This is a genomic window from Streptomyces sp. NBC_01268 (assembly GCF_036240795.1).
GTDB lineage: Bacteria > Actinomycetota > Actinomycetes > Streptomycetales > Streptomycetaceae > Streptomyces.
The window spans coordinates 8,104,204-8,126,295 of record NZ_CP108454.1 but is presented as its reverse complement, the minus strand read 5'-3'; the positions used below and the strand labels follow the sequence as shown (position 1 = coordinate 8,126,295).

The window sequence follows — 22,092 nt, the reverse complement described above, 5'->3', positions numbered from 1 at the left end:
CGCACCTCTCGGTGCGCACCCGGCCCTCGGGCTTTCCCGCGGTCCGTTCGTCCGTCAGGGGCTGTAGTACCCGGCGACGTCGGCCAGCAGGTCGATGCTGCCGCTGCGGTTGTAGAAGGTGACCTTGCCGTCCTTGACCGGCACCACGACCAGGTTGGGGACGGTCTGCCCCGCGACGACGTTCAGGTTCGACGCGCTGGTGCGGGTCGTCCCGTACGGGTAGACCGACACGAACGTCGACGCCGTCGGGTTCGTCGCCGTCACGTTCAGGACCACGGCCGTCACGTCGGAGGCGGGCACGCCGCCCTGACCCGCGACCGTCAGCGTGACCGTCTGGTCCGCGCCGACCTTCGCCTTCGGCACGCCGATGCCCGAGCGGGTGTCCATCAGCCGGGCCGGCGTCACCGGCTCGTACAGCGAGCCCGAGGTGGCGCTCGTGAAGTACCCGGCGACATCGGCCAGCAGGTCGATGCTGCCACTGCGGTTGTAGAAGGTGACCCTGCCGGCCTTCACCGGCACCACGACCAGGTTCGGGACCGTCTGCCCCGCGACCACGTTCAGGTTCGACGCGCTGGTCCGGGTCGTCCCGTACGGGTAGACCGACACGAACGTCGACGCCGTCGGGTTCGTCGCCGTCACGTTCAGGACCACGGCCGTCACGTCGGAGGCGGGCACGCCGCCCTGACCCGCGACCGTCAGCGTGACCGTCTGGTCCGCGCCGACCTTCGCCTTCGGCACACCGATGCCCGAGCGGGTGTCCATCAGCCGGGCCGGCGTCACCGGCTCGTACAGCGAGCCCAGTTGTCCCGGCCAGTAGTAGCCGGCCACGTCGGCGATGAGGTCGACGCTGCCGCTGCGGTTGTAGAAGGTGACCTTGCCGTCCTTGACCGGCACCACGACCAGGTTGGGGACGGTCTGCCCCGCGACGACGTTCAGGTTCGAGGCGCTGGTCCGGGTCGTCCCGTACGGGTACGCCGACACGAACGTCGACGCCGTCGGGTTCGTCGCGGTCACGTTCAGGACCACCGCCGAGACGGCGGTCGACTCCGGAACTCCGCCGCGTCCGGTCACCTGGAGGGAGACCGTTCCGCCCGGGCCGATCTTCTCCTTGGCGACGCCGGTGCCGTTGCGGGTGTCCATCACCCGGGCCGGCGTCACCGGCTGGTAGCGGCCGGAGGCCAGCGAGCTCAGACGGGTCAGGGCCACTTCCCCGTACAGGCGCGTGGCCGGGCCGATGAGCTCGTCCTCGGGCTCGGCGGTCAGCGTCCAGTTGTACAGGCCGTCGGGCATCGGCTGCCCGGCCGGGTCCGTGCCGTCCCAGTTCACCTCCAGCGCGCCGCGGATCTGCTCCCAGCCCTGCAGCGTGCGCTGGTGGGCGCCCGACTCGCTCACGAAGGTGACGCTCCAGCGGCGTACCGGCTTGGAGAACCACCACTTCGCCGACCACTTCTGCGGCGTGGTCGCCTTGCGGTCCAGGATCCCGCTGGGCTGTACGGAGTCGACGACGAAGACGTCCGGCGTCCGGACGCCGCTCGGCGCCACGTGCGTGCGCTGCAGGTCGTCCACCCAGGCCAGATGGCCGCCGAAGCGGTCCACGGCCCAGCCGAAGCCGGGCCGGGCGTCGGCCGGCCGGCCGATGGTCCGGGTCGCCCTGTCGTCGCCCCTGAGCGGGGTCAGCGACAGGGTGCCCGCCTCGGCGTGGGCCACGTAGCCCTCCCCGAGGACCGCGGTGTCGTGGCCGGGCAGGGCGGTGGTGGTCTTCGTGTCGAGATCGGTGACACCGGAGGTCGCGTCGCACTTCCAGTACACGGCGCTGCGGCGTACCTGAAGGTCCTTCAGGGAGCAGTCGGCGACCTTCACCGAGCGCAGGGTCGCGCCGGTGCGGACGTCGAGGGCGTCGACGGTGCCGGCGGTCGCGCCCTCCACCCAGAGGCTTCCGCCCTCGAGCGAGGTCGCCTGCCCGGCGAACCCGCCGCGGGCGAAGACGATCTTGCCGGTGTCGAGGTCCAGGACCTTCTGCATGCTGTTCGGGGAGAGGAAGGAGACGTACCGGCCCGATGCCTCGACGTCGCCGACGACGCCCCCCTCGACGACCGTGGTGCCGGGCAGCTGCTTGCCGGAGTCCATGAGGACCAGGTCCTGCCGGGAGTTCCGGTAGACGACCCGCCCGTCGCCCGTCGGTACGAGCGTGGGGCAGTCGGACTCCTGCCCGCAGTGGGCGTCGAAGTCGGGGCCGGTGCCCCGGTCCTGCACGGGCTCGGCCGTGACCGGTTCGGTGGCGGAGAGCCGGGTGCCTCTCAGGTGGGGCTGCTCCCACGGGATCTGGTCCACGGAGCTCAGCTCGCCCTGCGCGACCGCGATGCGGTGACGGGAGGTCGGGACGAGCGGAATCTGGTGGACCGTGTCGACGCGGAGCGCTCCCCCGTTGATCTCGACCCGCAGCGCCTGGACGGTACGGATGCCCTCGCTGCCGAACCGGACGGCCAGCAGGCGCCCGTCCGGGGTGATCCGGATGTCCCCTCGCACCTGGGTGAGGACGACACGTCCCAGCCCGCCGTCGCCGGAGTACGCGGTCAGCGTGGCCTCGTCGGGGTCATAGGCCGAGCGGGTGATCACCTGGTTGCCGACCATGCCGACCGGGGTCACGTCGTCCGGCCAGTCGAGCTCGCGCAGGGGGCCCTGGCCCCCGAAGACGTCGGCGCCCCAGACCTGGAGCCGCTTCTCCGGCGTGACGATGAAGACGTAGCCGCCCGCCGCGCTCACGCTCCGTGCGTTCTCCAGCGTCCACTGGCCGAGCGTCTCGGCCCTGATCCAAGCCGTCTTCTTCAGCCCGTCCAGCTGGTAGGAGAGGAAGAAGCCCTTCGGGTTGTCCCCGCTCCACACCGAGATGTCGGTGGTGCCGGGCCGGAAGCCCCAGACCGTACGGTCCTTGGCGACTCCGTCGACGACGGACAGCGCGTGGACCGCGACGACCGCGCCGTCCTTGTACTCCTGGGTGACGACCTCGGTCCCCATCACCGCGGCGAACCGATGGCCCGAGGGGATGGCGACGGTCATCGTGGTCTCGCCAAGGACGTCGGTGAAGTCGACCTTGTCCTGGGCGCCGCTCAGCCGGGCGATCAGGTCGCGTCCGGTGCCGAAGAGCCGGTCCCCGTGGGGGTTCGCGTACGGGATGACCGTTCCGCCGTCGTACGGGACCCACTTGAGCCCCGACGCCTCGTCACCCCTCAGGAAGCCGGTCGAACCGGCGACCTGCAGGCGTCCGGCGTCCGGCGCCGCGTGGCGCTCGGCCGGAATCACCAGCTCCGCCGGCGCCGAGGGTGCCGCGATCGCGGTGCCCGCGCCGAGCGGTGACACCGTGGCAAGCGCCGCGCTCAGGGCGACGGCGATCGCCGCGATACGCGCACGACGGCGCGTTCGTATCTGTCGCAAAAGAAGGGTCCCTCCCCGAATGAGTCCATGCGGAGGTGGCGGCCGCGCTCCGCGCGGGGACCCCCCGGTCCGTACCCCCACCTGCCTCAACTCCCTTGACAGTAACAGTGGTGCGGTCGTCTGACGCAGGGTGTTTCCTCATGATCGGGATGCGTCACCGTCCGCGGCACCGGCGATGCGGGCCCGACCGCGCCGGAGTTGCGCGGCGCCGGTTCCCGGGTCGAGGTTTGGCGTACTCCCGGGCGGTGAGGCGTAGCTGACGGGCCTGTTCGACTCATCACCTGGGGAGCACATGGAGAGCGTTTTCCGGCTGGCGATCGCCGTCGGCGTCTCGGCGCTCGCGGCCTTCGTCGTGTGCCGTGCGGCGGACCTGCTGGCACGGTTCGCCGACGCGCGGCATCCGGAAACCCCGCTGTGGGGGCTGCTGCGCCGCTGCCGCACGCCGCTGTACGTCGTCGTGCTGGCCGTCCTGCTCAGATGGACCTACCCGCTGGCGGCGCCCGGACGGGGGGTGCTGCACGCGCACACGGAGGCGGTGAGCCGCGTCCTGCTGCTGTGCCTGATCGGCGGCGGAGCCTGGCTGGCGATCCGGTCGGTCGCGGCGGTCGTCGAGTCCTCGTACGCGCGGTACGCCGGACGCTCCCGCGATGCCGCACGGCTTCGCCGGGTCCGTACCCAGGTCACGCTGATCATGCGGGCCGTGTCCGTCGCCGTCGGGGTGCTCGCCGCCGCCGCCGCTCTCGTCACCTTCCCCTCCTTCCGTACCCTCGGCACCTCCCTGCTCGCCTCGGCCGGCATCATCGGCATCGTGGCCGGCGTGGCGGCCCAGTCGACGCTGAGCAACCTCTTCGCCGGCTTCCAGATCGCGTTCGGCGACATGGTCCGCATCGGTGACACCGTCGTCGTGGACGGCGAATGGGGTGTCGTGGAGGAGGTGACCCTCACCTTCCTCACGGTGCGGACCTGGGACGAGCGCCGTGTCACGCTCCCGGTCTCGTACTTCACCTCGCGGCCGTTCGAGAACTGGTCGCGCGGCGGCGCGGAGATGACGGGGTCGGTGTTCGTCCACTGCGACCACACGACACCGGTCGCGCTCGTGCGCGCGCACCTCGAGGAGTTCCTCACCACGTGCGGCACCTGGGACGGGCGGGGCTGGGACCTCGCCGTCACCGACACCTCGCCGACCGGCATCACGGTGCGGGCGATCGTGACCTCCAAGGACGCCGACGACCTGTGGGCGACCCGTTGCGCCGTCCGGGAGGAGCTCGTCGGCTGGCTCGCGCGGGAGCACCCGGGCGCCCTCCCCAAGGTCGTGACCGCTCCCGCACCCGACGCCTTCGACCGGCCCTAGGAACCGCCCGGCCGACGCGGCCGCGACGCCGTCGTCGTCCTGCCCGGGACCCGGCCCGCATCCGGCCCGCACGGGCTCGGCGCCCGCACCGGGACGAGCCGGTCGCGGGCGCCCATCGACTCACGCGGCGGCGCCGGCGTCCGGCACCGCAGTCGACCGTCGACCGTCGACCGGAACGTGGCGGCGGGACCGCCGCGGGGGCCGGGCATCGCACCGGCCCCCGCAGCGCCCCGCGGGGCCTTCGGCTCCCCTACCCCGCCGCCAGCGCCAGCGTCGGCGACAGTCGGGACGCCCGTAACGCCGGGTAGAGGCCCGCCACCGTGCCGATCGCCAGGGTCGCCGCGAAGCCGCCCGCGGCCGCCCAGGGCGGGACGACCCACGGCAGCCCGCCGGCGGTGGCGTACGCGGCCACGGCGGCCGCTCCGAGGGCCACGCCGGCCAGGCCGCCGAGGCCCGAGAGCATCAGGGACTCGGTCACGAACTGGATCCGGATCTGTCCCCGGGTCGCGCCCAGCGAACGGCGCAGGCCGATCTCGTGGCGCCGCTCGAGAACCGAGATGATCATGGTGTTCGCGACCCCGACGCCGCCGACGAGCAGGGCGATGCCGCCCAGGCCGAGCAGCAGCGTGGAGAAGGCGCCCTCCGTGGCGGCCTTCGCCTTGAGCGCCGAGGACGGGTCGCCGACCGCCACGTTCTGCGGGTTCCGCGGGTCGATCGTCGGGGCGAGCAGCCGCTGGACCTCGCGTACCGACGCGTCCGTGGAACGCTCGTACACCGCGGTCGGATGTCCGTCGAAGCCGAGCAGCCGCTGGGCCGCGTCCCAGCCGACCAGCGCCGAGCGCTCGATCTCCGGGGCGAGCGGCAGCGGGTCGAGGATGCCGACGACGGTGAAGTAGCGGTCGTCGATCCAGACCTGCCGCCCGGGCCGGTCGATGCCCAGGCGCTCCGCGGCGACATGTCCCAGCACCACCGCCGGATAGCGGCCGTTCGCCGCGTTCAGCCAGGTGCCGGATGCCGCCCGGCCGCGCAGCACGTCGAGCATGCCCTCGGTGGCGGCCTTGACCGCGATGCCGCCGGTCTCGGCCGCCGGGATCTTCTCGGAGCGGCGCACCGAGCGCGCGAGGTCGCCGGTCGCGCCGGCCTTCTCGACGCCCTCGATGCGGGAGACCGTGCCCACCGCGTCCTTGGGCAGCTTGACGTCCTGCCCGCTGAACATCCCCTCGCCCGCCTTGGCGACCAGCATGTTCGTGCCCAGTGCGTCGAGCTGCCGCAGCAACTGGGCCTGGCTGGAGGCCGAGATGCCCACCACCGCGATCATCGTCGCGATGCCGATGGCGATCCCGAGCGCGGACAGCACCACGCGGACGGGGCGGCTGCGCAGCCCGGCCGAGCCGACGTGCAGGACGTCGCGCGGACCGAGCCGGGCGGCCCTCAGGCCGTTCCGACGGGCGGACCCGGCGACGGGGGCGGTGCTGGGGCCGGACCTACGGCCGGCCCTCGGGTCGGTCCTGCGCCTCATCGGACGACGACCTTTCCCCGGGCCGTGTCCGCGACGACCCGGCCGTCACGGATCCGGACCTGCCGCGGCAACCGCCCCGCGATCTCGGTGTCGTGCGTGATGACCGCGATCGTGGCGCCCTCGTCGTTCAGCGTGTGCAGCAGTTCCATCACCGCCTCGCCGGACGCCGAGTCCAGCGCGCCGGTCGGCTCGTCGGCGAGCAGCAGCGCGGGCTCCCCGACGACCGCCCGGGCGATGGCCACGCGCTGCTTCTGCCCGCCGGAGAGCTCGTGCGGGCGGTGCCGCATGCGGTCGGCGAGCCCCACCCGGGCCAGGGCGTCCGCGGCCATCCGGCGGCGGCGGGCGCGGGGCAAGCCGGAGTACAGCAGGCCTTCCGCGACGTTGTCGACGGCGGCGACGCCCGGCACCAGGTGGAAGGCCTGGAAGACGAAGCCGATGTGCCGGGCCCGCAGCGCGGAGACCTTCCGGTCGGTGAGCGCGGCGATGTCGTGGCCGGCGATCGCCACGGTCCCGGCGGTGGGCCGGTCGAGGGTCCCGACGATGTGCAGCAGGGTCGACTTGCCGGAGCCCGAGGGTCCCACGATGCCGACCAACTCGCCCTGGCCGACGTCGAGGTCGATCCCGTCGAGGGCGCGTACCCCGCCCGCGTACTCCTTGACGACGCCCTTGAGGTCCACGACGCGCGGCACCGGGCGGTGCGGCGCGTCGGCGGCCTCGGTGGGATGCGCGTGGAGCTCCGCGGTGCCGTGCACGTCCGCGGGCTCGTCCCCGCGCGTGTCACCGCACCGGGCGTCATGGGCACCGCCCGCCGTGTCACCGAAGGGCCCGGTGTCGTACGCCTCGGCGTTCCTCTCGCCCCTCATGCGTTCGGCACCCCGACCTTCATGCCTTCGCGCAGTCCTCCGCCGGTGACCTCGACCCGGCCCTGGCCGAACATGCCGAGTTCGACCCGGACGTCACGCGTTCCGCCCTGTTCCACGACCTGCACGCCGAAGCCTCCGCCGGGGAGCGCGAGCAGCGCGTTGACGGGGACGGACAGGACGTCCTGGCGGGTGCGGCCGGTGAGTTCGATCGTGACCGGGGACTGGTCGACGCCCTTCACCTTGGCCGGCTGGTCGAAGGAGACGGTGATCTCGATCTTCGGGGTCTTGTCCTGCGGGTCCCCGCCCGCCGACGCGGTCCTGCCGACCGCGGACACCTTCCCCGGCTGTTCGGTGCCGTCCGGCAGCCGGACCTTCACACGGGTGCCGGTCTTCGCCGACTCGGCCTCGGCGACGGGCAGTTCGAGGCGGACCACCCGCTCGGATCCCGTCACCGTGAGCACCGGGCTGCCGGAAGTGATCCGGTCGCCGGGCGCGAGCCGGCCCTCGCCGGAGCCGCCTCCGCTCCCCGCACCGCCGCCCGAGCCGGCGCCGGCGTCCTTGACGCGTATCGCGCTGCCCGCGAAGGCGATCCGGTCGGGGCCGACCGTGCCGGTCTGCTTCATGTCGTGGGACTTCTGCCAGCGTTTGACGGCGGCGGCGGTCTTCGCCGTGAACTCCTCGTCGACGTCGAAGCCGGTGAAACCGAGCGCGGCCAGGTTCTCCTCCAGCTGCCGTACGTCCTTGCCCTTGTCGCCGGTCTTGAGCGTCCGGTACATGGGCTCGTCGCCGTACATCAGCCGGACCGGCTCGCCGTCCACCTCGTAGAGGCGTCCGTCCCGCTCGACGACCGAGCCGGTCGGGGCGATCCAGGTGAGGGTGCCGCCGGCGCCGCCGGCGTTGATCTTCCGCTCGCCGAGGTGACCGAGGGTGCCGTCCTTCTGGGAGCTGTCGCTCAGGTCGCCGCGGGTGACCGCGGCGGTGGCGGGCGGCAGCCCGCGGGAGCCGGCGGCGGCGGTCTGCGGATCCTGGTCCCGGTCCGCGCTCAGGGCGGTGGCGGCGGCTCCGGCGCCCGCGACGGCGACGATCGCCCCGAGGGCGACGAGCAGCCGGCGCCGGCCGAGCGGGCGCTCACCCTCGCTGCGGTCGCTGCGCTCGCTCATCGGGCCACGCCCTCGCACGCCTTGGCGGCCTTCTCGAACTTCTGCATCTCCGCCCCCTGCGGTATCGGCAGGGCCTGCTGGGCGCCGCCTTCGAACTTCGGGTCCGGCATGTTGAAGCCGTTCTCCCGCATGCAGCGCGCGTAGGCGAGCGCCTTGTCCTTGTCGGCCTGTGTCGGCTCCTTGCCGAGGCCGGCGCCGCCGGCCTTGCCCTGGCAGGCCTTGAACGCCTGCTCGATCTTCTCCTTGGACATGCCGTCGCCGCCGACGGTGAGTCCGACGCCCTTCTCCCCCGGCTTGGGCTCGGGTACGTCGAGGCCGTGCTCGCGCAGGCACTTGCGGTGCTCGAAGGCCTGGTCGGCCTTCTTGCCCTCTTCGCTCACGCCGCCGTCGTCCCCTCCTCCCGGGGTGGAACCCGAGCAGGCGGCGGCGGACAGGGCGAGGACCGCGGCCAGGGAACCGGCGGCGGCCACGCGGGTCATACGTCGAATCGTCATGGCGGTGACGGTGCCGCGAAGGGATGTTTCGCTTCTCTCAGCGGTTTCGTTTACACCGGCGAAAGGTCCCTTTCGGATACACAGGGGGCATGCGCGTACTACTGGTGGAGGACGAGGCGTTCCTCGCCGAGATGATCGCCGAAGGGCTGCGCCGCGACGCGCTCGCCGTGGACGTGGCGGCCGACGGCCTCGAAGCGCTGCGGAAGCTCCAGCTCGGGGAGTACGACGTCCTCGTCCTCGATCGCGACCTGCCCGGGATACACGGCGACGACGTGTGCCGCCGCGTGGTCGAACAGCGGCTGATGACCCGGGTGCTGATGCTGACGGCGGCCGGCACGGTACGGGACCGGGTCGAGGGCCTCGGTCTGGGCGCCGACGACTACCTCACCAAGCCCTTCGCCTACGACGAGCTCCTCGCCCGGGTGCTCGCGCTGGGCCGGCGCGCCAGGCCGGCCCTGCCGCCCGTCCTCGAACGCCGCGGGATCGTGCTGGACACCGCCCGCCGCCAGGCCAGCCGGGACGGCCGGCACCTGCACCTGTCGCGCAAGGAGTTCGGCGTCCTGGAGGCGCTGCTGCGGGCGGAGGGTGCGGTGGTCAGCGGCGAGGACCTGATCGAGCAGGTCTGGGAGGAGCACACCAGCTACCGGACCAACGCGGTACGGGTCACCCTGAGCAAGCTGCGGGCCAAGCTGGGCGAGCCGCCCGTGGTGGAGACGGTGCCCGGCGCCGGCTACCGGATCGCGTCATGAGCCGCCGCCTCTTCGCGCGCGTCCCGCTCGGCGGGGAGCGCACCCGGCTCACCGCCCTGTACGCCGGGCTCCTCGTGCTGGCCGGCGCGCTGCTCACCGGGTTCGTGTACTGGCTCGTGTACGAGAGCCTGTACTCCTCCATCAGCCTGGCCGTCGGCGTCGCGGTGCCGGCCCAGCGGTTCGAACATCCGCCGGACGCCTCGCAGAGCTTCCTGCCCACCACCCCGCTGCCCAGCGCGGTCCCGGCGAGCCCCGCCCCGAGCCCGGGCGCGAGTCTGATTCCGTCCCAGACCCTCGCGATCACCCGGTCGGTCAGCGACGCCGCCGAGTCCGCCGCCCTGGACCGCCTCCTCACGGTCTCGGTGATCGTGCTCGCCTGCTACGCCGTCCTCTCGGTCGCGCTCGCCTGGTGGGCGGCCGGGCGGGTGCTGCGGCCGATCGCCGTGATCACCGACACCGCCCGCCGGCTGTCCGCCGCCAACCTCCACGAGCGGATCGCCCTCGACGCGCCGCCCGGCGAGCTCAAGCGGCTCGCCGACACCTTCGACGGCATGCTCGGGCGGATGGAGCAGCTCGTCTCCGCCCAGCAGCGGTTCGCCGCGAACGCCGCCCACGAGCTGCGCACCCCGGTCGCCGTGCAGCGCGCGGCGGCGGAGATCGGACTCGCCGGGGACCCCTCGCCGGAGCGGGTGGCCCGGATCCGCTCCAAGCTCATCGAGGTCGCCGACAGCAGCGAGCGGATCATCGAGGGGCTGCTCCTGCTCGCCGCCTCCGACCAGGGGCTCCAGGAGCGGCGCCGGGTCGCCCTGGACGAGGTCGCCCGGGAGACGGCCGCCGCGCTCACGGGCGAGGCGGCCGAACGCAGGGTGACCGTCGTCGTACGACCCGGGCCGTTGACCGTCGAGGGGGACCCGGTGCTGCTGGAACGCCTGTTGCACAACCTGATCGCGAACGGGGTGCGCCACAACGTCCCCGAGGGCGGCCGGGTGGAGGTCCGGACCGGCCCGGACGGCATCGCGGTGACGAACACCGGGCCCGCCGTGCCGCCCGAGACCGTACCGCTCCTCTTCGAGCCGTTCCGCCGCTCGGCCGCCCGCACCCACGGGCCCGGCGAGGGCGAGGGCGTCGGCCTCGGCCTGTCGATCGTCGACTCGATCGCGCGGGCCCACGGGGCACGGGCGACGGCGACGGCGAACCGCCAGGGCGGTGGGCTGACCGTCCGGGTCCGCTTCCGAGAGGGCGGTCGTGGTCCTGAGCTCGGGCGACCTCGGTCAGACGGACGGTGACACGTGCCCGGAGGCCTCCCCGAACGGGGCCCGGGGCGCGCGGTACGCCAGTGCCCGCGCAACGGCACGGTCGAGCGACGGGGGGCGCTGGGGTCCTGAACCGAAGCGCCCCGCTCGACCGCTTCCGGGCGAGCGGAGCGCCGCCCCTGGCTCGCTGGACCAATCGGGCCGCCCGTGCGCATCGCTCCAGCAAGTGCCCGCACCGGCTGGATGTACCACGCAACGAGTCGCGAAATTGGTCTAGTCCAAGTTTGGTCCAGGCCATTGACGTGCCCATGGCCGCGGGGTTACTCCGTATCCCGACAGTCGTGCGTGACAAGGACGTCGACGCACTCCCCGCTCCCCCACATCCATTGGATCGCCATGAGACGACGTTCGCTCCGCTCGGCTCTCGCCGCCGCCGTGACCGCCGTGGCCGCCTTCGGGCTCGCCACCCTCTCCTCCGCTCCCGCCCAGGCGGCAACCCCCCTCCCCGCCCGGGTCTTCGCCCCCTACTTCGAGTCCTGGACCGGGGAGAGCCCCGCCGCGCTCAGCGCGCAGTCGGGTGCCAAGCACCTGACGATGGCGTTCCTCCAGACCGCGGCCAAGGGATCCTGTACCGCGTACTGGAACGGCGACACCGGACTGCCGATCGCCCAGGCCTCGTTCGGCGCCGACATCAAGACCATGCAGTCCCGCGGCGGCGACGTCATCCCGTCGTTCGGCGGCTACACGGCCGACACCACCGGCACCGAGATCGCGGACAGCTGCACCGACGTCAACCAGATCGCCGCCGTGTACGAGAAGGTCATCACGACCTACGACATCACCCGGCTCGACATGGACATCGAGGTCGACGCCCTCGACAACACCGCCGGTATCGACCGCCGCAACAAGGCCATCAAGCTGGTCCAGGACCGGGCCGCCGCCAACGGGCGCCAGATCCAGATCTCGTACACCCTGCCGACGACCACCCACGGCCTCGCCGCCAGCGGGCTCGCGGTCCTCAAGAACGCCGTGACCAACGGCGCTCGCGTCGACGTCGTCAACCTCATGACCTTCGACTACTACGACAACGCGGCCCACGACATGGCCGCGGACACCAAGACGGCCGCCCAGGGCCTCTACGACCAACTCGCCAAGCTCTACCCCACGAAGACGGCCACCCAGCTCTGGGGCATGGTCGGCATCATCGAGATGATCGGCGTCGACGACTTCGGCCCGGCCGAGACCTTCACCCTCGCCAACGCCCGCACGATCTACGACTGGGCGATCTCCAAGGGCATCAACACCCTCTCGTTCTGGGCGCTCCAGCGGGACAACGGAAGCTGCCCCGGCGGCGCGGCCGCCGACGGCTGCTCCGGCATCCAGCAGAACACCTGGGACTTCTCCCACATCTTCGCCCCCTTCACCAGCGGGACGACCACTCCGTCCGACGACTTCTCGGTGACCGCCACCCCGGCGTCCGCCACCGTCACCGCCGGAGCGTCCACCTCCACCACGGTGAAGACGGCCGTCACCGCCGGTGCGGCGCAGACGGTGAACCTCACGGTCAGCGGCCTGCCGGCCGGCGTCTCCGCCACGCTCAGCCCCACCTCGGTGACGGCCGGGGGCTCCTCGACCCTCACCGTGAACACCACGGCGGCCGCGGTCTCCGGTACCTACCAGATCGTGGTCAACGGAGCGAGCCCCTCGGCCGGCCACGCGGCGGTCTTCTCCCTGACCGTCACGGGCGGCGCCACGCAGTGCACGGCGGCCCCGTGGGTCTCCTCCAGCGTGTACACCGGTGGCCAGCAGGTCTCGCACAAGGGCCACACCTGGAAGGCCAAGTGGTGGACGACCGGCGAGGAGCCCGGCACCACGGGCGAGTGGGGCGTCTGGCAGGACCTCGGCGCCTGCTGATCCCCCGTCGGTGAACGGACCGGGGCCCGTCGTGAGGCGGGCCCCGGAGCCGTACCGACGGCGAGCTCACGGCAGATGCCCAGGCGAGGGCGTCGAGGGACTCAGGAGGACCGGATCGCGTGGTCGATCTCCGCGCCGGTACGGGCCACGACGACGGGCCACTCGTCCCTCAGGGAGGCGGGCAGATGCTCGCTCTCCTCGTCCCGCTGGATCACGGTCGGCCCGCCCGGGACGACGAGCACGGCACCCAGCCGTCGCAGCAGGACGGCCAGGAGGTCCATGATCCCGTCCCCGCCGAAGCGGTTGAAGGTGACGCCGGCCGGGCTGTTGAGGTACACGTCCGCCTCCTCCCCGTCCCCCGTACTCACCGACAGGAAATCCGTCCCGCGGTCCCGCGCCACCACGTAGGGGCCGAGGACCTCGTGCGCGGCACTCATGTCCAGCGGTGCCGGCTCGCCGTTCTCGAAGCGGCACACGAAGACGTCGACACTCATGGAGCCCTCTCTCACCTCAGGTCGAGGCGTGGTCACCTCACGTGGAGAGGTTCACTGTCCATCGGGGGACGCCTGCCGGGCAAGGAACTCCTCGAACGCCGCCCTCTGCTTCCATGAAGCCTGGGCGGGCGTCGCGGGCCTGCTCCTGGAGCCAGTGCGCCTCGTCGGGGTCCAGCTGTATACCCACGGCGCCCGAGGCTACCGGCCGCTCCGCAGCCCCCTCAGAGGTGGCTGTCCAGGAGCTCCCGTACCTCGGCGGCGGTCACGGGGCCGGTGCCGTGTGCCACCGCTTCCCCGCCCTTCAACAGGACGTACGAGGCTGCCGCGGTGATCCCGTATCGCTGGGTCGCGGCCGGGCAGCGGGTGATGTCGGTGCGGACGGCCGTCAGGCGGCCCGCGTACTCCACGGCGACGCCGCCCACGACCTCGTCCATCGCCCGGCAGGGCTCGATCGCCTTGGGCCACGTACCCGTGAAGTACGCGAGGACCGGAACCCCACTCATCCTGAGGATGAAATCGAACTCCGCGTCCTCACGGGGTTGGTGAACCGGCTTCGCCATGGAGACTCCTGACCTCGTGTTCCGTCGTTCCTCCCCATCATCCCCCGCGCGGTGCGACCGGCCTTCCCGGGTGGACTTCGGGGGGAGAGCCGGAAACCAGGACGTACGGCTGGTCAGGCCCCGATGCCGACGGACGAGACGTAGCTGTACGCGTTGTAGTCGGAGTCGAGGTCGCTGATGACGTCGTCCCAGATCTCGTCGACGGTGGCCTGGTCCTGGGCGGCCCAGGCATCGACGAGGTCGCCCCAGACGTAGCGGACCGTGATGGAGCGCTGGGACAGACCGGGGCGCAGGCGTTCGGCGGGTACGTGGCTCTGGTCGACGGGGTAGATCTCCATCCGGCGACCGCGGCCGTCGTTGTCGAGGTGGCGCTTGAGCCAGCCGGAGCGGATCAGGTTCTCCCGTCGGCGAAACCAGTAGGCGGCATCGATCCGCTCGCGGTTCGCCGCCGTGGGGGTCACCTTCCCCTTGGATTTCATCCACGACCGGATCGTGCGGGCCGACACGCCCTGCTCCGTGAGGGCGGCGCGGCCCGCCGTGCTGTCGAGGTAGCGCAGGCGGGCGGCGAGTCCGCGCTTCGAGGTGATCGGCGAGGAGATGCCGGACGAGTAGACGATCCGGTTGAGTTCCAGGATCAGGGCTTCGCCGCCCTTCATTCCCTGCGCATTGAATTTGCGGAATTCTCCCCAGCGGGACCACAGGTCCGGAGATCCGGTCATCAGCGCTTACCCCCGAGCACGTACGTCTGCTTTTCCTTCACCTGGTTCAGTTCCCGGCCCTCCGGGAAGACCGTGCGCCAGTCGCCTGCGATGTGGAGTTCGTCCGTGCCGGAGATCTCCACGACCTGGAGTCCGGCCTTGTAGGCCTTGTGCGCCTTCATCCAGAGATTCGCGAACGCCTTCGAGCGGATGATGTGCATCCAGTCCGGGCGGCGGATTTCACGGTTCGCACTGGACTCGCCGATCGTCGACACGAACTTAGAGTACATGGCCTTCACATAGGCCACGGTCAATTCATCGCCATTCGCCAGAGCCGATTTCCGGGTTTCCGCGAGAGCGCGTCGAAGCTTTTCCAGGAGTGCTTCCGAGGCGCCCGAGACGAGGGAGCGGTGGATGACGGGTGCGTCGGCGAGGCCTTGGCGCGTGCAGTCGAGCAGGAGGCGCAGGGTGGACTCACTGACCCACAGTTCGCCCGGTTCCATCCGGGCCCCGAGCGGGCTGGGCAGGTCGTCGTGATGCCAGTCGGGCGGGGTGACGAGGTGGACGCCGGCCTTCTTCGGGTCGTGCACGCCGCTGGTGTCCTCGCGGAGCTGGCCGATCGGCAGCCAGCACTTGAGCGCCGAGAGGTAGGCCGCATTCATGTCCAGCGCGGTCACCTCGATCCGCTCGCCCTTCTTCGCCGCCGCGAAGAGCTCCGGGTTGCGCCACTTCGGGCGTCCTTCCCAGATGTCGTCCGCGCCCTTCTGCGACTTCTTCCGCAGGATCTCCGCTGTGGGCGGGAACTCCGAGTGCTCGTACCGGCCGCCTACCCGCGAGGCCTTCAGCAGGGTCATGACGTCCGGGATCGCCGCCTTGACCAGCTCCGCCTGCGCCATGTCGACCTCACCGGAGCAGGAGGCGAGGACCTCGTGCACGCGGTCCGTGATCTGCTCCACGAGCGTGCCGGAGGCGTACCCCGGAGCACTGCGCACAGGGCGCGCCGGAACCGGTGCCGTCGGCCCGACCGGCGGGACCGGCTCGGGGGCCGCGGGCTCAGCAGCCGGGGTGGCGGTGGCCGGCACGGTCGGGAATGGTTCCGGGGCCGCGCCGACCGGCTGTTCGCGATCGGCCGCGGGCGCCGCGGGGGCGGGGCGGGGGTCGGGAGGGGACACGGCTCCGGCGGCTGCGGCGACGGCCGCCGCGCATTCCTCCGCGGTCAGGTGCTGGGGGAAGCCGTCGAGTTCGAGGGTGGCCGGTTGCCCACACAGCACGCACGGCTGCTGGGGCGCCTCCTCCGGCTCCGTGCCGGCCGGCGCGGGCGCCTGGTCCGGCGCCGCGGAGGGGTCATCGGGTGCGGGCGGCTCGACGGTGGGGGCCGACTCGGGCTGCGCTCGGGGCGGCAGCGGCACGGCGAGCGCTTGCGCGCCCGCCTGGAGGCTGGGCACGGCTCCGTGCAGGACCCCGACCGCGTGCGTGGGACCGGCCAGCACGTCGAGGGGATGCAGCCCGTAGTGGGCCGCGAGCAGATCCACGTCCTCCAGGGACCAGTGGGACTTGCCGGCCTGCTTGCGCGAGACCTGTGCCTGCGACTGCCCGAGGCCGGCGGCGAGATCGCCCTGCCGTTCGCCGGTGCGCGTCATCAGCGCGGACACCGTGAGCCTGAGGACGTCTTCCGTACCCATCATGGCGTGACACTAGCAAAAGGCGTATGCGTCTTCCGCATTCAGCATCCGAAACGCGCATCCAGGACGGGAGCTCGTGCTCGCGCACGCCGTTCCGGACCACGCGCGGGGCATCTGTCACGCCACGCGACCCGCCCACGGAGGAGTGACGCTCCGACCCTACGTGCGGGCAGTACGCCACGATGCGGCTGCCCGGCGACCACCAGTGCCCGCCGGGGCCACCACAACCTCCCTGCGTCAGGAGACGAGCCGGGTCTCCACCTCGGTCAGTTTGACCGTGCACAGTCCGCCGCGTTCGGTCGTCACGTCCGTGACCTCCAGCTGGGTGCCCGGGGCGAGGATGTACTCCTCCTCCCCGGTGAACGCGGAGAAACTGCGGATACCCACCGCGCGGGCGGGGGTCACCTCGAACAGCGTGCGCTTGCCCCGGCTGCCGAGGAACGAGCGGGCGACGCTCAGCTCCGACGTGCAGGACGAGACGCCCCACCAGGTCACGGTCTCGCCGACCGGGTACTGCCGCCGCAGGTCCAGGCCCACACCCCGCCACAGCGGTCGGTCGTGGGCGGGGAGCTCCGAGACCGCGGAGAACAGCAGGCGCAGGTACGGCAGGTAGGGCACGACGCGGCTGCGGTCCGCGGACCGCAGGACGGCGTTGATGTTCCGGTAGAAGCCCGACTCGCAGGTGTAGAGGAAGAGCGCGGCGATGGCGTCGGCCGACAGCCCGGCCCCCCTCTGCTCGTCCGCCCGCCGCTTGCCGAAGTCACGCGAGCGCTCGATGTGGCGGGCGAGCCCGGACAGCACGCCGGTGACCGGGGCGACGGCGTCCTCGAAGGGCATCAGCGGGGTGTCGAACACCCCGGTGACCGGCGGCAGGACGTGGCCCTCGTCCTGGACGCTGGTGAGCCGTTCCAGGTAGAGCTGGTGGAGCTCCATCGTCGAGGCGATGAAGGCCCCCATCCGTGCGGCGACTCCGGTGTCCGTGCCTGCACCGCCGGCGGCACCGGGACCGCCTTCGCCGGTGGGCTGCTTGTCCCAGCCCTTGCTCGGCAGCCAGTCGATCGCCTCGGCTCCGAGCGACAGCAGGGCGTCGTTCACCGTGGTGAAGTGGTCTCCCTCGCAGAAGAGGTCACCCTGTGCCGCCGGATTGGCGTGGTCGATGTGCCGGACCTCGACGCCCGGATACTTCTTCTGCAGGCGCAGGACGGTCCGCTTCAGACTGCGGGCGTGAGCGCCCCACCAGGCGAACACGACGCCGCGGTCCTCCTCGTCGACGGCCTCCTGCTTGGCCCGGAGGATCTCCTCGACGATCCGCTCGGCCACCGGGCGCCAGAACCCGGTGTGCTGGTCGGTGCCCATCGCACCGTCGGCGCTGGCGGTCAACGAGGCGTTCAGCAGCAGCACGCCCTGCGTGAGCATCGCCTGGAACCACTCGGGGGGCTGGACCGTGTCCCGTTCCTTCAGCAGGGCGCGGACGTCGCCGACGGGCGTCTTCTTGGGGATGCCGTACTTCCACATGGCCGCCGCCTTGATGAGGCAGCGGATGCTGACGACCCGTCCGAACTGGCTGTCCTTCCAGTCGTTGAAGGTGTTGTCGAACATCGCGATGCCGGTGGCGCTCTCCGGCCGCGGGTAGGGGTTCTGGCCGAAGGCGACGACCTTCCACTTGTGCGGCGGGTTGGGCTTGAGCGCCTGGAAGGTGAGCTCGCGCACGGGGACGACCTGGGGGCTGCGGCCCGGGCCGATGAACGTGGCGGCGTCCGGCCGCGCCTCGATGACCGGCTTGAGGACCGGAAGCCAGGGCTCTCCGCCGCCCGTGAACAGACCGGTCAGGCCGAGCGGGTCGTTCGCGTCGGGCTCCGGCGAGGCCGGGGAGGCGGGAGGCGTGGGCGGGGTGCTGTCGCTCATGGAGGAGGAACTCCCGGTCGTCGTGGCGGAGAGGGGGTCAGGGCCGGCGGTCGGCGCGGCGGGCCCGGCGTCAGCGGCGAAAGGAATGCCCTTTCGGCGGCGTGATCCGCACCCTCGTCGTGGCCGGAGCCTGCTCGATGCCGGCGAGCTGGGTGGTGATCGTGGCGCGCAGCTCGTCGTCGTCCTCGAACCAGTGGTCGTGGAAGAGCGTGTAGCCGGTCCACATCAGATTCGCGCAGACCCGGGCCGGCACGCCGCCGGTCCGCGCGCCCATCCCGACCAGCGCGACCGAGCGGATGCTTCCCGGCGCCCGCCGGTTCTGCCGGTGCACGGCCTGGAAGGCGGCCGCACAGGCCATCGCCACGTTCAGGGTCTCGCTCACGTTCTGCGAGGAGGCCACCATCGTCGGCGTGGAGATCACGAAGCGAGGGACGGTCGCCCCCGACGGGACGCACACGGCGCTGCCCACCGGCATGCCCCCGGCGAACCTGTCCTTGATCGCCCGCTGCACCCGCAGTTGGATACCCGCACCGAGATGCCGCTTGATCACGGCGTCGACCCCGCCGTCCATCCTGCCCGCCGCGTTCGTCGGCGTGACCCACGCGTCCACGTTCTCGTCGAGGATCGAACCACGGCGGATCTCGATGCCCGGCGTGTCGGCGAACGCCGCTCGCCACGCCTTCACCACGCCGTCGTTGACGTCCGTCAGAACCACCCTGAGCGTCGTCTCCGCGCAGCCCTCAGCCATCACATATCCCCCTGTCAGGAACAGCCTCTTCCAACACCTCCGACGTTAGTGGGGGCCACTGACAACGCCGCCGGGCCGATGGGGTGCTGACAGCCCCTCACCTCTTCCGCGCGGTCGGCGACCCGGATTCCCCGCACGCCGAAGGGCGCCCGACACCGGCTTTCGCCGGGCCGGACGCCCTCGGGCCCGCTCGGGCCCACGCGGTCACCACGACCGTCACCGCGCCGCCGCCGCGCTTTCGACGCGGCGCAACCGGCTCAGCAGGTGACGGTGCCCCTGCGGATCGCATGGCCGCTGGTGTTGCCGTCGTCGGCCCAGTAGACCGGCTTGGTGCCGCCGACGCACTCGTCGGCCGCGGCGAGCGCGAAGCCCTCGTTGTTCAGGTTGGACATGCCGGCCGGGCGGTTGTGGACTGCGTCCAGGGCGAAGCCGCCGGAGGCGCCGATCTTCATCGTGCGGTGCTGGCCGGAGCAGGTGTCGTCGCAGACCAGCCACAGGCGCGCGGCCTGCGGCTCCCACTGGAGCTCCATCACACCGGCCATGCCGCTGCCGATCGTGGCGACGCGGGTGGCGGCGCCGCCGTCCTCCAGCACGTACCCGTGGACCGATCCGGTGCCTTCGACACCGACGAAGAACACGCCGCCGGTGTGCGCGCCGAAGCGGCTGGGGTCGTAGGCCGCGCCCGTCGACTCGTCCTTGAAGCCCGCGGCCGTCAGGGTGGCGTCGGGGATCCACGTGAGGGCCTCGAAGCCGGCGTTCGAGCCCACGGCCGGCAGGCCGGCGGTCAGGTTCCACTCCTTCGTGGCGGTGAGGGTGCTGCCGGTGCCGGTGGTGACGTCGTAGCGCAGGACGGAGAGGCGGCTGGTGCCGGACGCGTCGCCGTTCCGCTCGCTGGCGACGTACGCGCCGCCCGCGGCGCCCGCTCCGGTCAGGGCGACGGCCTCGCTGTCGGGCGAGCCGGTGCCGCCGGGAAAGCGCAGGGTCTTGCCGGAGGTCCAGCCGTTCGCGGTGTCCGGGCGCCATCCGCCGGAGCCGTCACGCACCAGGCGCCACAGCTTGCCCGAGTTCTGGGCGCCCCACAGCACGGAGCCCTCCTCGTACAGACCGCTGAGGTCCGCACCGAACACGTTGGAGCCGTCGGCCGTCGCCACCGTGCTGCCGCCGGGCCAGGCCTGCGGGCCCGTACCGCCGCCGGAGCCGCAGTTGTTCGGCGCGCCGAGCGTCAGCGACGCCTGGCCGAAGGCGCCGGTGCCGTCCGGGCAGCGCGACCAGGACGGCGCGGAGTGGCTGCTCCAGGTGAAGCTGTCGACGAGGGTGCTGCCGCCGGGCAGGTACAGGCGGGCCTTGTCACCCGAGCCGAGACCGAACGACGCGGAGACGTCGAAGGCGCGGACCGCACCCGCGGCGAGCGTCGTACCGGACGGGACGGTGAACTTCGAGCTGTTGTTGTCGTCCTTGAGGATCCAGCCGGAGACGTCCACGGCGGCCGTGCCCTTGTTGAACAGCTCGATCGAGTCGTTGACGCTGCCGGTCGTCACCACCTCGTTGATGCGGATGTCGTCCGCCGGAGCCGCCTGGGCGACGGGCGCCGTCATCGCCAAGGCGGCGGCCATGACGGAGCCCGCGACGGCCAGACGCTGCCGGACGGGCCGGGATGGGGCGAGGCGACGACGCCCGCCGAGAGCACGCACTTCGAGCACGATGTCCGTCCTGGAGGAAGGGGAGCAGGGGGAGGCTGAGCGAGTCGAGGCTCCCGGCCGATGCCGAACGGCGGCCGGCATCGGCCCTCTTCCCGCGTGAACGCATGCCGAACGACAGGACGATAGGACGGCGGCGCAACAGACACCAGCCGCATGACGGGACGCCCCGACTCCGTGATCGCACCGCTCCTCCGACACCGGCACTCCGCCCGCCGACCTCTGTTCGCGTCGCTCCCTCCGTTCCCGTCGCTCCCTCCGCCGCCCTCCGTCCCCGTCGCTCCCTCCGTTCCCTCCGCTCCTCCGTTCAGAAGTCGACGGCGTCGCGGATCAACGGGCAGGTCATGCAGTGGCCACCGCCGCGACCGCGGCCGAGTTCGGCGCCGACGATGGTGACGACCTCGACTCCCGCCTTGCGCAGCAGCGTGTTCGTCTGGGTGTTGCGGTCGTACGTGAAGACGACGCCCGGCTCCAGCGCGACGGCGTTGTTCCCGCTGTCCCACTGCTGCCGCTCGGAGGCGTAGACGTCGCCCCCCGTCTCGATCACGCGCAGCTGCGGCAGGCCGAGGGCCTTGGCCACGACGTCGACGAAGCGGGCGTCGCCCTCGTCGGTGATCTCGACTCCGGGGGCCTTGTCGCCGGGGCGCAGCGAGAAGGTGTGGACGGCGTCCATGATCGCCGGGTACAGGGTGACGATGTCGCGGTCGGCGAAGGTGAAGACGGTGTCCAGGTGCATGGCCGAGCGGAGCTTCGGCATGCCGGCGACGACGACCCTTTCGGCGGCCCCCTTCTCGAAGAGCGAGCGGGCGACCTGGGTGATGGCCTGGCGGGAGGTGCGCTCGCTCATCCCCATGAGGACGACGCCGTTTCCGACGGGCATGATGTCGCCGCCCTCGAACGTCGCCTGGCCCCAGTCCCGCTCCGGGTCGCCCCACCAGACGGTCGAGCCCTTGTAGTCCGGGTGGAAGGTGTACACGGCCTTCATCAGGAGGGTCTCGCCGTGCCGGGCCGGCCAGTACAGCGGGTTCAGCGTGAGCCCCCCGTACAGCCAGCAGGTGGTGTCGCGGGTGTACAGGGTGTTGGGCAGCGGCGGCATCAGGTACTCGCGGGCGCCGATGCCCTCCCGGGCCAGGGCCACGTACCCCGAGCGGAAGTCCTCCGGCAGGTCCGCGGTGGACAGCCCGCCGATGAGGAACTCGGCGAGTGCGCGCGGCGCGAGGGAGTCGAGGTAGGCGCGGGTGTCGTCGACGAGCCCGAGGCCCACCTCGTTGGGCACGATCTTCCGGTCCAGGAGCCACGACCGGGCCTCGGCGATGGCCATCGTCTCGGCGAGGAGGTTGTGCAGCTCGACGACCTCGACGCCCCGTTGGGTGAGCTTGTTGACGAAGTCGGCGTGGTCGCGCTGGGCGTTCTCCACCCACATCACGTCGTCGAAGAGGAGGTCGTCGGAGTTGGTCGGGGTCAGCCGGCGGTGAGCGAGTCCCGGGGAGCAGACGAGCACCTTGCGGAGTCGTCCGACCTCGGAGTGGACGCCGAGCGGGGCCTTGGCGGTGCCGGTCTCGGGGGTGGTCAT

At 72.0% G+C, this 22,092-nt stretch carries 17 protein-coding genes; 4 read left to right on the top strand and 13 right to left on the bottom strand.

Going from position 1 to position 22,092, the window contains the following annotated elements; all coding sequences use genetic code 11:
* Window positions 1–54 precede the first annotated feature (54 nt).
* Entirely contained in the window at window positions 55–3,432 is a 3,378-nt protein-coding gene (locus OG309_RS36230; protein WP_329427586.1) for a FlgD immunoglobulin-like domain containing protein, read from the bottom strand.
* Between the two features lie 292 nt (window positions 3,433–3,724).
* Here OG309_RS36230 and OG309_RS36225 point away from each other — a divergent pair, with 292 nt between their 5' ends.
* Window positions 3,725–4,783, top strand: coding sequence for a mechanosensitive ion channel family protein (locus tag OG309_RS36225; RefSeq protein WP_329427584.1), 1,059 nt, complete (start codon window positions 3,725–3,727; stop codon window positions 4,781–4,783).
* A 250-nt stretch (window positions 4,784–5,033) separates the two neighbouring features.
* Here OG309_RS36225 and OG309_RS36220 read toward each other — a convergent pair whose 3' ends face one another.
* From OG309_RS36220 to OG309_RS36205, 4 genes are read right to left on the bottom strand one after another with little or no spacing between them, the layout of a single operon-like run.
* Entirely contained in the window at window positions 5,034–6,302 is a 1,269-nt protein-coding gene (locus OG309_RS36220) for an ABC transporter permease (RefSeq protein WP_329427582.1), read from the bottom strand.
* The gene (locus tag OG309_RS36215) at window positions 6,299–7,165 is read right to left on the bottom strand and encodes an ABC transporter ATP-binding protein (RefSeq protein ID WP_329427580.1); all 867 of its coding nucleotides are present in this window, start codon (window positions 7,163–7,165) and stop codon (window positions 6,299–6,301) included. The genes OG309_RS36220 and OG309_RS36215 overlap by 4 nt, the downstream gene beginning before the upstream one ends.
* Window positions 7,162–8,325, bottom strand: coding sequence for a peptidoglycan-binding protein (locus tag OG309_RS36210; RefSeq protein ID WP_329427578.1), 1,164 nt, complete (start codon window positions 8,323–8,325; stop codon window positions 7,162–7,164). Before OG309_RS36210 ends, OG309_RS36215 begins: the two co-directional genes overlap by 4 nt.
* Window positions 8,322–8,819 carry a hypothetical protein gene (locus tag OG309_RS36205; RefSeq protein WP_329427576.1) on the bottom strand — a complete coding sequence of 166 codons (498 nt, stop codon included), beginning with the start codon at window positions 8,817–8,819 and terminating at the stop codon, window positions 8,322–8,324. Before OG309_RS36205 ends, OG309_RS36210 begins: the two co-directional genes overlap by 4 nt.
* 89 nt (window positions 8,820–8,908) lie before the next feature.
* Between OG309_RS36205 and OG309_RS36200 the strand changes: the two genes are divergently transcribed.
* The 3 genes from OG309_RS36200 to OG309_RS36190 all read left to right on the top strand — a co-directional run bounded on the left by OG309_RS36200 (window position 8,909) and on the right by OG309_RS36190 (window position 12,735).
* Window positions 8,909–9,568, top strand: coding sequence for a response regulator transcription factor (locus OG309_RS36200; RefSeq protein WP_329427574.1), 660 nt, complete (start codon window positions 8,909–8,911; stop codon window positions 9,566–9,568).
* Window positions 9,565–10,854: an ATP-binding protein gene (locus OG309_RS36195; RefSeq protein ID WP_329427572.1), complete on the top strand. Its 1,290-nt coding sequence runs from the start codon at window positions 9,565–9,567 to the stop codon at window positions 10,852–10,854. The genes OG309_RS36200 and OG309_RS36195 overlap by 4 nt, the downstream gene beginning before the upstream one ends.
* A 363-nt stretch (window positions 10,855–11,217) precedes the next feature.
* The gene (locus tag OG309_RS36190) at window positions 11,218–12,735 is read left to right on the top strand and encodes a glycosyl hydrolase family 18 protein (protein ID WP_329427570.1); all 1,518 of its coding nucleotides are present in this window, start codon (window positions 11,218–11,220) and stop codon (window positions 12,733–12,735) included.
* Window positions 12,736–12,836: 101 nt separating this feature from the next.
* On the opposite strand, the gene OG309_RS36185 is transcribed toward OG309_RS36190, so the two are convergent.
* The 8 genes from OG309_RS36185 to OG309_RS36150 all read right to left on the bottom strand — a co-directional run bounded on the left by OG309_RS36185 (window position 12,837) and on the right by OG309_RS36150 (window position 22,092).
* The gene (locus OG309_RS36185) at window positions 12,837–13,229 is read right to left on the bottom strand and encodes a hypothetical protein (protein WP_329427568.1); all 393 of its coding nucleotides are present in this window, start codon (window positions 13,227–13,229) and stop codon (window positions 12,837–12,839) included.
* A gap of 221 nt (window positions 13,230–13,450) precedes the next feature.
* Window positions 13,451–13,789, bottom strand: a complete 339-nt coding sequence (locus OG309_RS36180) for a thioredoxin family protein (RefSeq protein ID WP_329427567.1) — start codon at window positions 13,787–13,789, stop codon at window positions 13,451–13,453.
* 113 nt (window positions 13,790–13,902) lie between these two features.
* A complete protein-coding gene (locus OG309_RS36175) occupies window positions 13,903–14,445 on the bottom strand; it encodes a hypothetical protein (RefSeq protein ID WP_402543664.1) in 543 nt (180 codons plus the stop codon).
* Between the two features lie 62 nt (window positions 14,446–14,507).
* A complete protein-coding gene (locus OG309_RS36170) occupies window positions 14,508–16,172 on the bottom strand; it encodes an acyltransferase (protein ID WP_329427563.1) in 1,665 nt (554 codons plus the stop codon).
* 234 nt (window positions 16,173–16,406) lie between these two features.
* Window positions 16,407–18,074: an ADP-ribosyltransferase domain-containing protein gene (locus OG309_RS36165; protein WP_329427561.1), complete on the bottom strand. Its 1,668-nt coding sequence runs from the start codon at window positions 18,072–18,074 to the stop codon at window positions 16,407–16,409.
* Window positions 18,075–18,144: 70 nt separating this feature from the next.
* Complete coding sequence (locus tag OG309_RS36160; protein WP_329427559.1) at window positions 18,145–18,822, bottom strand: macro domain-containing protein; 678 nt, start codon at window positions 18,820–18,822, stop codon at window positions 18,145–18,147.
* 257 nt (window positions 18,823–19,079) lie between these two features.
* Window positions 19,080–20,435 carry a lamin tail domain-containing protein gene (locus OG309_RS36155; RefSeq protein ID WP_402543975.1) on the bottom strand — a complete coding sequence of 452 codons (1,356 nt, stop codon included), beginning with the start codon at window positions 20,433–20,435 and terminating at the stop codon, window positions 19,080–19,082.
* A 391-nt stretch (window positions 20,436–20,826) separates the two neighbouring features.
* Window positions 20,827–22,092, bottom strand: coding sequence for an arginine deiminase (locus OG309_RS36150; protein WP_329427556.1), 1,266 nt, complete (start codon window positions 22,090–22,092; stop codon window positions 20,827–20,829).